This window comes from Bacillus sp. WC2503, from assembly GCF_052682895.1.
Genome location: NZ_JBQYMD010000001.1, coordinates 3,565,990 through 3,578,135, shown reverse-complemented (window position 1 = coordinate 3,578,135; position 12,146 = coordinate 3,565,990). Strand labels below are relative to the sequence as shown.

17 protein-coding genes are annotated in these 12,146 nt (G+C 34.7%); 14 read left to right on the top strand and 3 right to left on the bottom strand.

From position 1 onward, the window contains the following. The first annotated feature begins 19 nt into the window (after window positions 1–19). On the top strand, window positions 20–487 hold the full coding sequence (locus tag ACUN26_RS18360; RefSeq protein WP_001210408.1) for a hypothetical protein: 468 nt from the start codon (window positions 20–22) through the stop codon (window positions 485–487). A 28-nt stretch (window positions 488–515) separates the two neighbouring features. Here ACUN26_RS18360 and ACUN26_RS18355 read toward each other — a convergent pair whose 3' ends face one another. Then, window positions 516–1,166, bottom strand: a complete 651-nt coding sequence (locus ACUN26_RS18355; protein WP_000456209.1) for a GTP pyrophosphokinase — start codon at window positions 1,164–1,166, stop codon at window positions 516–518. Between the two features lie 351 nt (window positions 1,167–1,517). On the opposite strand from ACUN26_RS18355, the gene ACUN26_RS18350 reads away from it, so the two are divergent. From ACUN26_RS18350 to ACUN26_RS18340, 3 genes are all read left to right on the top strand, one after another. Continuing rightward, complete coding sequence (locus ACUN26_RS18350) at window positions 1,518–2,144, top strand: nitroreductase family protein (RefSeq protein WP_000931468.1); 627 nt, start codon at window positions 1,518–1,520, stop codon at window positions 2,142–2,144. A 144-nt stretch (window positions 2,145–2,288) separates the two neighbouring features. Further along, complete coding sequence (gene rpmG, locus ACUN26_RS18345) at window positions 2,289–2,438, top strand: 50S ribosomal protein L33 (protein WP_001265617.1); 150 nt, start codon at window positions 2,289–2,291, stop codon at window positions 2,436–2,438. 88 nt (window positions 2,439–2,526) lie between these two features. Continuing rightward, on the top strand, window positions 2,527–4,023 hold the full coding sequence (locus tag ACUN26_RS18340; protein ID WP_002039625.1) for a YcdB/YcdC domain-containing protein: 1,497 nt from the start codon (window positions 2,527–2,529) through the stop codon (window positions 4,021–4,023). A 43-nt stretch (window positions 4,024–4,066) separates the two neighbouring features. Here ACUN26_RS18340 and ACUN26_RS18335 read toward each other — a convergent pair whose 3' ends face one another. Next, entirely contained in the window at window positions 4,067–4,297 is a 231-nt protein-coding gene (locus ACUN26_RS18335; protein WP_000667452.1) for a hypothetical protein, read from the bottom strand. 260 nt (window positions 4,298–4,557) lie between these two features. On the opposite strand from ACUN26_RS18335, the gene sigK reads away from it, so the two are divergent. Continuing rightward, on the top strand, window positions 4,558–5,271 hold the full coding sequence (sigK, locus tag ACUN26_RS18330; RefSeq protein WP_000051382.1) for an RNA polymerase sporulation sigma factor SigK: 714 nt from the start codon (window positions 4,558–4,560) through the stop codon (window positions 5,269–5,271). Between the two features lie 294 nt (window positions 5,272–5,565). Continuing rightward, window positions 5,566–6,354 carry a phosphatidylserine decarboxylase gene (locus ACUN26_RS18325; protein ID WP_001254986.1) on the top strand — a complete coding sequence of 263 codons (789 nt, stop codon included), beginning with the start codon at window positions 5,566–5,568 and terminating at the stop codon, window positions 6,352–6,354. A 139-nt stretch (window positions 6,355–6,493) separates the two neighbouring features. On the opposite strand, the gene ACUN26_RS18320 is transcribed toward ACUN26_RS18325, so the two are convergent. Then, entirely contained in the window at window positions 6,494–6,649 is a 156-nt protein-coding gene (locus tag ACUN26_RS18320; protein ID WP_000850093.1) for a sporulation histidine kinase inhibitor Sda, read from the bottom strand. Between the two features lie 246 nt (window positions 6,650–6,895). Here ACUN26_RS18320 and ACUN26_RS18315 point away from each other — a divergent pair, with 246 nt between their 5' ends. The 8 genes from ACUN26_RS18315 (at window position 6,896) to ACUN26_RS18280 (ending at window position 12,028) form a co-directional block, all read left to right on the top strand. Then, complete coding sequence (locus ACUN26_RS18315) at window positions 6,896–7,408, top strand: YqeG family HAD IIIA-type phosphatase (RefSeq protein ID WP_000765312.1); 513 nt, start codon at window positions 6,896–6,898, stop codon at window positions 7,406–7,408. A 3-nt stretch (window positions 7,409–7,411) separates the two neighbouring features. Continuing rightward, the gene (gene yqeH / locus ACUN26_RS18310) at window positions 7,412–8,518 is read left to right on the top strand and encodes a ribosome biogenesis GTPase YqeH (RefSeq protein ID WP_000140804.1); all 1,107 of its coding nucleotides are present in this window, start codon (window positions 7,412–7,414) and stop codon (window positions 8,516–8,518) included. A 15-nt stretch (window positions 8,519–8,533) separates the two neighbouring features. Next, window positions 8,534–9,364, top strand: a complete 831-nt coding sequence (gene aroE, locus ACUN26_RS18305) for a shikimate dehydrogenase (protein WP_000812080.1) — start codon at window positions 8,534–8,536, stop codon at window positions 9,362–9,364. Between the two features lie 4 nt (window positions 9,365–9,368). Next, complete coding sequence (gene yhbY / locus ACUN26_RS18300; RefSeq protein WP_000955228.1) at window positions 9,369–9,662, top strand: ribosome assembly RNA-binding protein YhbY; 294 nt, start codon at window positions 9,369–9,371, stop codon at window positions 9,660–9,662. A gap of 138 nt (window positions 9,663–9,800) precedes the next feature. Next, the gene (locus ACUN26_RS18295) at window positions 9,801–10,370 is read left to right on the top strand and encodes a nicotinate-nucleotide adenylyltransferase (RefSeq protein WP_001226034.1); all 570 of its coding nucleotides are present in this window, start codon (window positions 9,801–9,803) and stop codon (window positions 10,368–10,370) included. Then, window positions 10,360–10,929 (top strand): bis(5'-nucleosyl)-tetraphosphatase (symmetrical) YqeK, encoded by a 570-nt coding sequence (gene yqeK, locus ACUN26_RS18290; RefSeq protein WP_001078254.1) that lies wholly within the window; start codon window positions 10,360–10,362, stop codon window positions 10,927–10,929. The genes ACUN26_RS18295 and yqeK overlap by 11 nt, the downstream gene beginning before the upstream one ends. After that, window positions 10,926–11,282 carry a ribosome silencing factor gene (gene rsfS / locus ACUN26_RS18285; protein WP_000653199.1) on the top strand — a complete coding sequence of 119 codons (357 nt, stop codon included), beginning with the start codon at window positions 10,926–10,928 and terminating at the stop codon, window positions 11,280–11,282. Before yqeK ends, rsfS begins: the two co-directional genes overlap by 4 nt. Beyond that, a complete protein-coding gene (locus ACUN26_RS18280; RefSeq protein ID WP_000873061.1) occupies window positions 11,279–12,028 on the top strand; it encodes a class I SAM-dependent methyltransferase in 750 nt (249 codons plus the stop codon). Before rsfS ends, ACUN26_RS18280 begins: the two co-directional genes overlap by 4 nt. Window positions 12,029–12,146 lie beyond the last annotated feature (118 nt).

Genomic DNA, 12,146 nt, shown 5'->3' with positions numbered 1-12,146 from the left:
CTTTTTAGGAGATGGACAGATGAGATTTTTTTTACGGAATTTAAGTTTTCTTCTATTCTTTGTATTATTGCTAGTTGGATGTCAACCTCAAGAGAATAATATAGAACAAAAACCTACTACGAAAAAAATTGAAGAAAAAGTACAGATAACGAAAGAGGAAGAACAGTCTATTCAAGATGTTATTGAGGCATTTGTACGGACGACGAATGAACGAAAATTTGCTGAACATATGGAGTTATTTTCAAAGAAGCTACCTAGTGCCGAAGACTTAAAAACACAAAAAGAAGCAGCTTTTCAAAAAGGAAATAAAAAAATTGAATTGGAACATATAGATATGAAAGCTAGTAAAGCAGGATATATCATTGTTGAAACAAAGGAAAAAGAATTAGATGGGGAAATTGCTATTCAAAAGAAAGTACAGTATGCGCTTGGAAAAGAAGATGAGACCTGGAAGATCGAAGAGGTCCGCACGATAGAGAAGAAATAAAAAAGGTTCTCCTTGAAGAGAACCTTTTTTATAGTGGTAACAGAATTTGATTTGAGCATGCTTCAATGTCATCAATATCTTGGCGAATGGTTGCCATTTTATTATCAAGATCTTCAGCTTTCATTGCTGCATCATGTAGTTCATCTTTTAAATATTCAGGTATATTTCCTTCATATTTATAATAAAGTTTATGTTCTAAACTTGCCCAAAAGTCCATTGCAAGTGTACGTAACTGAATTTCTGCAAATACATCTTTTGTACCAGAATTTAGTGATAAGGGATACTTAATAATCATGTGTAAACTTTTATATCCGTTTCCTTTTGGGTTAGCGATATAATCTTTTACTTCTATGACTTCCATATCCTCACGCTTTTGAATTACTTCTTTTAAATGATAGATGTCTTCTACGAAGCAACATGTAATACGAATACCAATGATATCTTGCAAATTTGTTTGAGCATTTTCAATTGTTGGCAATAAGTTTTTTCGCTCTAGCTTTTTTATAATACTTTCAGGTTGTTTTAGTCTAGTTTTTATATGTTCAAACGGGTTGTAATCCTCTAAAAATTGAGCTTCCCGGTTCATAATTTCAAATTTTGTTTTTAACTCTTCTAAAGCAAATGTATACGGTAATACAAAAGCTTTCCAGTAGTTAACTGTTGATTGATTATATTCCATTTATATACACACCTTTTCCTATTTACAAGTGAGGTTGTTATTTATACTAAATACCAAATCATATAAGCGCAAGCAGCAAATGATGAGATCATAAAACGATATTTAGTTTTCATACTTTCAACTCCTTTCGAGTGAGATTCTATATGAGTAAACGTGATTGTTAATAAATTCACTATGTACAACTTCTATAGTAATAGATTCATGTGAATTTCGTATGAACTAATTGTTTCAGCTTTTTGTCTTTTTTTTTGTAAATCATAATTATTATCTGTAATTTAAAGTGTTTTAATTTGATTTATTCATTTGTATAAATTAATGTATATTTAAATTTATAGTTATTAAGGAGGATATATGTTGAACTTTGAAGAATTGGCAACTGCTAGGCGTTCCGCAATGAAATTTATACAAGGCATAGAAATCCCTGATGAGGATTTTAAAAAAATATTTGAGTTAACAAAGCTTTCCCCCTCTTGTTATAATTTGCAACATGCACATTATGTCGTAATTCGTGATCAAGAGCGAAAAGAAAAATTAAAAGAATTAGCTTTCGGACAATATAAAGTAGCGAGTGCATCTGCTGTAGTGCTTGTTTGTGGTGATAAGAGAGCGTATCAAAATGTTGAAAATATTTATTTTGGTATGAAGGTTTTAAAAATGATTGATGAATGTGAATATGAAGATACAATTAGGCAAACGAAAGGGTTATATGAAAGAAAAGGAGAGCGCTTCATGGAAGAGGAAGCGATTAGAAATGCTTCGTTAAGCGCAATGACTTTTATGTACGCTGCTAAATATTACGGCTATGATACGTGTCCAATGATTGGTTTTGATGAAAAAGCAGTACAAAATGAGTTGAATATGCCAGGGCATATAGTACCTGTTTTAATGGTTACGATAGGGAAAAGTGATACCACTAAAATTCGTCCTAGAGGATATCGAAAGCCAATTAGCGAGTTCGTTACATACGAATCGTTTTAATCAAAATGATAGATTACTAAAAACAAAAGGGTTCTATTTAGAATCCTTTTGTTGTGTGATTGACAAATAGAATGAAGTTATATAATATATAAATCGTAATCATTACGTTTTAGTTGCAATCTTTGAAAGAGAGGAGAATTACATATGCGTGTAAATATTACATTAGCTTGTACGGAGTGCGGTGATCGTAATTACATTTCTAAAAAAAATAAACGAAACAATCCCGAGCGCATCGAACTAAAAAAATATTGTCCACGATTAAAGCGAGTAACGTTACATCGTGAAACGAAGTAAAAGACTAGAGATTTCTCTAGTCTTTTTTTATTAATAAGTTTTGGATTTGTTTGTTATAATTACCTTAAATTGTAACGCAGGGAGAGGTATGATGAATCAAAAAGATAAAGAAAGAAAAGAGCAAGTGGCTCATATGATTGACATTCCAGATGAATATAGGCTTGTTGTAGATGATCAAGAAGGTGTGGATGACCCATATCATCTAGTATGGTGGGAGCATAAAGAGGATGAGGAGAGAACGATACAAATTACGTTGAATAGACATACTGGTAATTTAATTGAATTTAGTATAGATGATGAAATTTATTTTTCGAGTGGTAAGGAAGCGATAGATGAGAATAAAGCAAGAGAGATTGCAAATGCATTCTTAAAAAAATATACAAAAGAAGGATATGAGTTTTATACATATATAACGGTTAAGGATGACAGGCGTGGGTGGAAAGAAGTAAATTATATGCAAGAAGTGAATGGCTACCCATTACGGAATGCAGGGTGTGTTGTGCGAGTTCATCCTTCAGGCAATGTTGTACATTTTCGTTATAATGGACAAAAAGCTATTGAGAAAAAACCGTTATGGCCAAGTGAAATTGTTGAGGAGAACGTCGTTTTAGAAAATCTGAAAGCTAGACAAGATATGAGACTTGTATTTGTAGATTTAACACATTCCTCATGTAAATATGAAAATGGTGAGGAAGTAAAAGGGTATCATCTCGTATATGAACCAGAACCTAGTCATGCGTTTATTGATGCAAGTACAGGTAAAGATTTGTTTGGAACAGATCATTATAAATTGCCTCTAACTGTAGCTGTTGAAAACCCGAAAAAAGGTATTCGACAAGATGATATATTCGATTTGTTTGATTGGGATAAAGAAAATTTTACAAAAGTTGCTGAGAAGGAAAATGATTATGAAATAAGGATGAAATTTGTTCCGAAAGAGGAATTACAGAAACAGAAAGAAGAAAAGAATCCATATTTAATGAATGAATTTTTTAAAAAGCATTTACCGATGTTAAAATATAATAATTTTGTTGGCATTATGATTGATAAATCTACCAATGAATTAACTGGTTTTATAAAACTGACAGACGATAATGAAGTAAAGCAAATACTGTCTAGAGAGGAATGCATACAAAAAGCACTTCAATTTTTGGAACAAGTTATTCCAGATGTCACACAATATCTACGCCTTTGGGAAGAACGTGAAGAAGCAGAAGATGGGATTGAAAGGTTTACCTTTTCCGTATATGTGAATGGTATTCCAGCAGAGTATAACCAATTTAGAGTCAATATCAATGCAGAAAATGGTGCTGTGATGCACTACTCCGGAGAGTCTAGCAAATTTATAAAAGAATTACTTACATATGAAACAACAATAAAAATAACAAAAGAAAAAGCGCTAGAAATATACAGAGGGGCCATGCGAGTGAATTTAGAATGGTTTTTAGAAAATGATGTAGAGGAAACGAACTACGTACTACTGTATAAACAAACAACGGATGAAAATCATAAAGAATCCTTCGATTGTAGTCGAGAAATTCGTTATATTGATGCGCATACTGGGGAGAAAATTTGGAGTGAATAAGGAAAAGGTCTTCGAGAGAAGACCTTTTTTTAGAAATAACGATTTATTCTTCGTATATATCGATTTTGTATAACCACTTTTGTACACTAGCAGGTGGTCCTTCTGTTCTCCACTTTGTTGTGCACATTCCACAGGAACAGTGAATTTTTCCTTTTGCAAAAATACCAGCTGTTTTAGGTGTATGTCCCCATGCATGTTTTACGATAATCATCTTTCGGCGCATCGTACGCTGACGTTGGTGCCTTGTATAAGCACGTGTTCTTTCAAATTTCATATTTGTATAATCCCTCCTTGTAGTACAAGTAGCTTGCAAGAGCGTACAAGGAGTTCATCTCTTACCAGCTACTTATGAACAAGAGGGTAATGAAATGTTTCATATTCCACTCTCCAATCTTTTGTTTAAGTATATGTAGCAAAGCTTTTTGAGACAAATATTATGCGTAAAAACATATTGGAATGATATCGTACAGACACAAACAACCTCACGCCCACATACACATAATAAAGACCACTATTTTGGCGGAGGTGAAAGGTTTGAGTCTATTCGCCGCAATTGGATATATGGTTCGAGAAGTGTTTGTCTTTGTTTCTTATGTGAAGAACAATGCGTTCCCGCAGCCGTTATCATCAGATGATGAGAGAAAGTACTTAGAGTTAATGGAGCAAGGTGATGCTCAAGCGAGAAATCTTTTAATTGAACATAATTTACGGCTTGTAGCTCATATCGTTAAAAAATTTGAAAACACAGGAGAAGATGCAGAAGATTTAATTTCAATTGGTACAATTGGGCTCATTAAAGCAATTGAGAGTTATTCAGCAGGGAAAGGAACAAAGCTTGCGACGTATGCAGCACGCTGTATTGAAAACGAAATTTTGATGCATTTACGTGTACTAAAGAAAACGAAAAAAGACGTTTCACTTCATGATCCGATCGGGCAAGATAAAGAGGGGAATGAAATATCGCTTATTGATATATTAAAATCTGAGTCTGAAGATGTAATTGATATGATTCAGCTTAGTATGGAGTTAGAAAAGATTAAAGAGTATATCGATATTTTAGACGAACGAGAGAAAGAAGTTATCGTAAAGCGCTTTGGACTTGGGCTTGATAAGGAGAAAACGCAGCGGGAGATTGCGAAGGCACTTGGTATTTCAAGGAGCTACGTATCAAGAATTGAAAAGCGTGCGTTAATGAAAATGTTCCATGAATTTGTAAGAGCAGAGAAAGAGAAAAAAGCGAAAGAATAATGTGCATTGCAAGCAGCCAAATTTTAAAATGGGCTGCTTTTCTTTTTGTAAATAAGGAAAGAAAACGAGTTGTATTAAGAAGAAATACATGTTCACTGTTGAAAATGACGGATTCTATCTGTAATATTAGAGGGTGCTAAACAATTTAAGAATAATACCATACTTAACTTAGTTTTCGATTTGCATAATGAACAGTTCTATATGATATGTGGGAATAAGAACCAGTTTTACATATGATATAGAAAGAAAATAAGGGAAAACTAAAGTTATAGACTGGTTAGGAGGTTTCGCAATTTGCGACGTACATTATATCGACTTATGATAGAACTTACAAATGGTCGCTTTACTTCTTATATATTACGTAAATTTGCACAATCTCGTTTGAGCTCCATCATAATTCCATCATATGCGAAAGTTTTTCAAATTAATCAAGATGAGATGGAAAAGGGTTTGAAGGAATATAGAACATTGCATGACTTATTTACGCGTAGGCTAAAAGAAGGGAAGCGTAGTATTGATACAGATACATCGAGTATCGTTAGCCCTGTTGATGGTGTTTTTGCTGACCACGGTCCTATTGAGGATACAAAAACATTTGATATTAAAGGTAAGCGTTATTCAATTGTGGATATGCTAGGTAATGAAGAACGTGCAAAGCGATATGCAGGCGGTACATACATGGTCATTTATTTGAGTCCAAGTCATTATCATCGCATTCATAGTCCACTTTCTGGGGCTGTGACTGAAAGATTTGTACTCGGTAGAAAATCATATCCGGTAAATGCAGCTGGTATGGAATACGGTAAAGAACCACTGTCAAAAAATTATCGTTCTGTTACAGAAGTGAATAGTGACGGCGAACATATGGCACTTGTAAAAGTAGGGGCTATGTTTGTTAATAGTATTGAGCTTTTGCATGAAAGAAGTACTGTTCAAAAAGGTGAAGAAATGGCATACTTTACATTTGGTTCAACAGTTGTATTATTGTTTGAAAAAGATATGATAGAAGTAGTGCAGAATTTGAAGAGCGGACAAGAACTTCGTCTCGGTGAAAAAATTGCTACTCGATTAACTCACAAGTAAAGAGAAGATTTTATAATCGTAAATAAGAGTTATGGACAAAGATGCTTAATGATGAAATCCCCCTAGATGGGAGTACTTGTTTATTCGAGAGCCATCGTAGGATGGCTCTTTTTACAGGTTATTAGTAATCTATATGTACTCAAGAAGATTTGGCAAGCTTGTCCTCTAATGAGCGTCTAATAATTTCTTGTTTTATAAGTAAAATGAAGTCGGGATTTAATTTTAGTTCTTTTGCTTTATAATAAGACTCAGTGAGTAACTCAGTAGATAACTGTTCCATATGTTTTGTTTTCAAGGTGAGTCACCTCCTAATAATATAAGGATTGATTCGTTGTTGCATTTAATGTACCAAAAAAATATGACAGTCACAAACAAGTGGTTATCCACATACCACAGTGGATAAATTGTGTATAGATTGTTAGTAAATTCCAAATTGACTGAAAAATTAATGTGGAAAGTGTGTACAATTTTATCCACAGGTTGTATATCGAAAAATGTTGTCGAAAAATTTTATGAAAAATCCTCAAAGAGGTGAAAGAAATTGAAATTATTTTTACCAAATGAATATGTGAAAAATGTATATCATGTTCAACCAGAAGATTTGAAAAAACGTGGAATTAAAGGAGTTATTACTGATTTAGATAACACGTTAATTGAATGGGATCGTCCAAATGCAACGCCGCAACTTGAAGAGTGGTTTTTAAAAATGAAAGAGCAAGGCATTCAAGTAACGGTCGTTTCGAATAATAATGAGCAACGTGTGAAAGACTTTGCTGATCCATTAAATATTCCATTTATTCATAGTGCACGTAAACCATTTGTTCGTGCATTTAAGCGTGCGATACAAGAGATGCACCTGCAGCCGGATGAAGTTGTAGTAATTGGGGATCAGTTGCTTACAGATGTGCTTGGTGGAAATCGTGTAGGACTTCATACAATCTTAGTTGTGCCAGTAGCGCAAACTGATGGATTGGTGACTCGCTTTAATCGGAAAATTGAACGAAGAATTATGAAAAATATGAAGAAAAAAGGTTTAATTAACTGGGAGGAATAAAGTTTGACTGAAACAATTAAATGTATTGGTTGCGGTGTAGAAATTCAAACAGAAAATAAAAATGAAGTTGGGTATGCGCCTGCCTCATCTTTAGAAAAAGAGCAAGTGATTTGTCAACGCTGTTTTCGCTTGAAACATTACAATGAAATTCAAGATGTATCGCTAACAGATGATGACTTCCTACGCATTCTAAATGGAATTGGAAGGTCAGATGCATTAGTAGTCAAGATTGTAGATATTTTTGATTTTAATGGTAGCTGGTTACCTGGCTTACATCGTTTTGTAGGAAATAATAAAGTATTACTTGTAGGAAATAAGGTGGATTTAATTCCTAAGTCAGTAAAACATGATAAAGTAAAGCATTGGATGCGCTATAGTGCAAAGCAGTTAGGATTAAAGCCAGAGGATGTCTTTTTAATTAGTGCAGCGAAGGGACAAGGGATTGCTGAATTAGCGGATGCTATTGAGTATTATCGCGACGGCAAAGATGTTTACGTTGTTGGATGTACGAATGTAGGAAAATCTACATTTATTAATCGTATGATTAAAGAATTTAGTGATGAGACTGAAAATGTAATTACAACATCTCATTTCCCAGGAACAACACTTGACTTAATTGATATTCCATTAGACGAAGAATCTTCTTTATATGATACGCCAGGTATTATTAACCACCATCAAATGGCTCATTATGTTGGAAAGGAAAGCTTAAAGCTTATTACACCAACAAAAGAAATTAAGCCGATGGTATTCCAATTAAATGAGGAACAAACATTATTCTTTAGTGGATTGGCACGCTTTGATTATGTAAGTGGTGGTCGTCGTGCGTTTACTTGTCACTTCTCAAATCGTTTAACAATTCATCGTACAAAGCTTGAGAAAGCAGATGAATTGTATAAAAATCATGCCGGAGATTTACTAAGCCCGCCAACACCAGAAGAATTAGAAAATATGCCTGAGCTGGTGAAATACGAGTTTAATATTCGTGAACCGAAAACGGACGTTGTATTCTCTGGATTAGGATGGGTTACTGTAAACGAATCAGGAGCAAAAATTGTTGCTCACGTACCAAAAGGAGTAAGTGTTTCATTGCGTAAATCTTTAATTTAATATGGAGAGGGATTTATGAAACAATTATATGGTGTAATCGGAAATCCAATTGGACATTCATTATCGCCCGTTATGCATAACGATGCATTTGAACACTTGAATATGGATGCCCATTATCATGCGTTTCTTGTAGAAGAAGGGCTAGGGGAAGCAGTAAGAGGTTTAAAAGCGTTAGGTATTTCAGGATTTAATGTAACAACTCCGCACAAAGTTGCTATTATGGATTATTTGGATGAGATTGACCCACTAGCAAGGCAAATTGGTGCAGTAAATACAGTGGTTCATAAGGATGGAAAATTAATTGGCTACAATACAGATGGAATCGGTTTTGTCCGAGCCTTACAGTCAATTAGTAGTGAACCACTTCAAGAGAAACGTATTTTATTACTTGGCGCTGGTGGTGCTAGCCGAGCTATTTATTTTTCTCTTGCTGATGTAGGTGTGAAAGAAATTGATGTAGCAAATCGTACAGTCGATAAGGCGAAAGAACTTATTGCTGCATGTGCGGCTGATGTTCATTCTGTTGCTTTATCGTTAGAAAAAGCGACAGAAGAACAAGGGAATTATGATATTATCATTCAGACGACAACAAGAGGTATGCATCCGCATGTCGAACATACGCCATTACAAATTTGTTCGTTAAAAGAAGCAACAATTGTATCAGATATAATTTATAATCCATTTGAAACGAAAATTTTATGTGAGGCAAAAGAGCAAGGTGCAATCATTCAAAATGGTATTGATATGTTTGTTTATCAAGGGGCACTTGCATTTGAAATGTGGACAGGACGCGTGCCAAATATTGATAGAATGAAACAATTAGTAATGAGAAAGCTTGGAGGCTAATTATATGTTAACAGGAAAACAAAAAAGATTTTTACGTGCACAGGCACATCATTTAACACCAATTTTTCAGGTTGGAAAAGGCGGCGTAAATGAAAATATGGTGAAACAAATTGGAGAAGCATTAGAGGTTCGTGAATTATTTAAAGTGAGCGTGCTACAAAATTGTGAATTCGATCGTCGTGAAGTTGCAGAAGAACTTGCACAAGGTGCACGTGCTGAAATCGTTCAAGTAATTGGAAGCACAATTGTTTTATATAAAGAATCAAGAGAAAATAAACAAATTAAGCTTCCTCGATAAAAAGATTAGCATGCGGTACTTTTATTGCTAGTGCTTAATGATGTAGAGAGCGAAACCAATTGAACTTTTATTAACAGTGAACTCTCTTCGAATTGATAGGAAGAGAGTTGCTGTATGTAAAAGGAAGGGGCGTTTCTTTTGAGGAAAATTGGCATCATTGGCGGTACATTTGATCCGCCTCATTATGGGCATTTGCTAATTGCAAATGAAGTATATCACGCTTTGGACTTGGAAGAAGTATGGTTCCTGCCAAATCAAATTCCGCCACATAAACAAGGGCGGAATATTACAAGTGTAGAAAGTCGTTTAAAGATGTTAGAGCTTGCGACTGAGGAAGAAGCATACTTTTCAATTTGTTTAGAAGAGCTAAACAGAGAAGGCCCATCTTATACGTATGACACTATGTTACAATTAACGGAAAAGTATCCGGATGTGCAGTTCCACTTTATTATTGGTGGAGATATGGTTGAGTATTTGCCAAAGTGGTATAACATTGAAAAGTTACTTACACTTGTAACTTTCGTTGGAGTTACGAGACCAGGTTATACATTGCATACGCCTTATAATATTGTAAAAGTGGAAATTCCAGAGTTTGCAGTTTCTTCTTCTTTGTTACGTGAGAGGTATATGGAGAAGAAAACGTGCAAATATTTACTTCCGGAAAAAGTACAGGTATATATCGAGAGGAATGGGTTGTATGAATCGTGAGGAAGCACTTCATATTGTGAAACAACAAATGCATGAAAAGCGTTATGTACACACAATAGGTGTAATGGAAACAGCGATTGAACTGGCTCGTTTATATGATGTAGATGAGAAAAAGGCAGAAACAGCTGCTATCTTTCATGATTATGCAAAATGTAGAGCGATTTCAGAAATGGAAGAGATTATTAAGAGGGAAGGTTTGCCGAAGGATCTACTTCACTATAACAAAGAGTTATGGCATGCACCTGTTGGGGCATACTTAGTAGAAAAAGAAGTAGGCATTACGGATTCTGAAATTTTGCAAGCTATTACATACCATACAAGTGGTCATGAGAAAATGACGATGTTAGATAAAGTGATTTATGTAGCAGATTACATTGAGCCGGGGCGTAAGTTTCCTGGTGTAGAAGAAGCGAGAAAACTCGCATATAAAGATATAAATCAAGCGTTACTGTTTGCTTTAAAGCGAACAATTCAATTTTTAATGGAAAAAGATCAAACGATTTATCCATTAACATTCCAAACATACAATGCAGTTATCAAGGAGGAAATTATTAAATGAAAGATAAAGATTTATTAGTATTAGCAGCAAAAGCAGCTGATGATAAGAGAGCAGAAGATATGGTTGTACTAAATATGCAAGGGATTTCACCAATTGCAGACTATTTCATTATTTGTCACGGAAACTCTGATAAACAGGTGCAAGCAATTGCGCGTGAAATTAAAGCGAAGGCGCATGAATTCGAAATTAATGTACAACGTATGGAAGGTTTTGATGAGGCTCGTTGGGTATTAGTAGACCTTGGTGATGTGGTTGCTCATGTATTCCATAAAGATGAGCGTGATCACTACAATTTAGAGCGTCTATGGGGCGATGTACCACGTGAAGATATTACTGAAGAGTTAGATCAATGAAATACGAACAATTTGCATTACTGTATGACGAACTGATGAATGATGTCCCGTATGATAAATGGGTAGAGTTCACAGAGGAAAGTTTGCAGCATGCGGGCATGAAAGAGGCAAAAATTCTTGATGTAGCATGTGGAACTGGTAACGTAACACTACCGCTTATGCGAAAAGGTTATGATTTAACTGGTGTAGATCTTTCAGAAGAAATGTTAACTGTCGCACAGCAGAAATTAGGAGGAGAAGGTTATTTTCTTCCTTTTTACCAACAAGATATGAGAGAACTTGATGTTCCTGGTGAATTTGATTGTGTAACAATCTTTTGTGATTCGTTAAACTATGTATTGCAAGAAGATGGAGTGCAAGAAACGTTTAGAAGAGTCTTCCATCATTTACGTCAAGATGGCTTGTTTTTATTCGACGTACACTCTTTATATAAAATACATCACGTATTTCAAAATGAAACATATACAGTGAATGGCGAGGAAATATCACTTATTTGGAACTGTTTCCCTGGAGAAGAATCCAATAGTGTGGAACATGATTTGACATTCTTTGTACAAGATCCAGAAGAAGATGTATATCATCGTTTTGATGAATGTCACGTGCAACGAGCATATTCGGTTGAAGAATTAACGAAATGGCTTGAAGAGGCTGGATTTACAGTGCTTCGCGTCACAGGAGACTTTGAACGAATTGAAGTGACAGAACAAACAGAGCGCATCTTTTTTATGGCGAAGAAGAATGGATAAAACAAAAGCAACCGATAAGGTTGCTTTTGTTTTTTAGAAAAGATTTGATTTCATTTCTAGAATATTAAAAAGATGATACATGTAAAGTACAAAAATGCTAGTTTTAGTGAAAATGTAG

Coding starts and splice junctions, on each gene's coding strand:
- ACUN26_RS18350 (WP_000931468.1), top strand. CDS start 1,518: ATGTTGAACTTTGAAGAATTGGCAACTGCTAGGCGTTCCGCAATGAAA.
- aroE (WP_000812080.1), top strand. CDS start 8,534: ATGAAACAATTATATGGTGTAATCGGAAATCCAATTGGACATTCATTA.
- ACUN26_RS18355 (WP_000456209.1), bottom strand. CDS start 1,166: ATGGAATATAATCAATCAACAGTTAACTACTGGAAAGCTTTTGTATTA.
- ACUN26_RS18340 (WP_002039625.1), top strand. CDS start 2,527: ATGATGAATCAAAAAGATAAAGAAAGAAAAGAGCAAGTGGCTCATATG.
- yqeK (WP_001078254.1), top strand. CDS start 10,360: ATGAATCGTGAGGAAGCACTTCATATTGTGAAACAACAAATGCATGAA.
- yhbY (WP_000955228.1), top strand. CDS start 9,369: ATGTTAACAGGAAAACAAAAAAGATTTTTACGTGCACAGGCACATCAT.
- ACUN26_RS18280 (WP_000873061.1), top strand. CDS start 11,279: ATGAAATACGAACAATTTGCATTACTGTATGACGAACTGATGAATGAT.
- ACUN26_RS18335 (WP_000667452.1), bottom strand. CDS start 4,297: ATGAAATTTGAAAGAACACGTGCTTATACAAGGCACCAACGTCAGCGT.
- rpmG (WP_001265617.1), top strand. CDS start 2,289: ATGCGTGTAAATATTACATTAGCTTGTACGGAGTGCGGTGATCGTAAT.
- ACUN26_RS18360 (WP_001210408.1), top strand. CDS start 20: ATGAGATTTTTTTTACGGAATTTAAGTTTTCTTCTATTCTTTGTATTA.
- rsfS (WP_000653199.1), top strand. CDS start 10,926: ATGAAAGATAAAGATTTATTAGTATTAGCAGCAAAAGCAGCTGATGAT.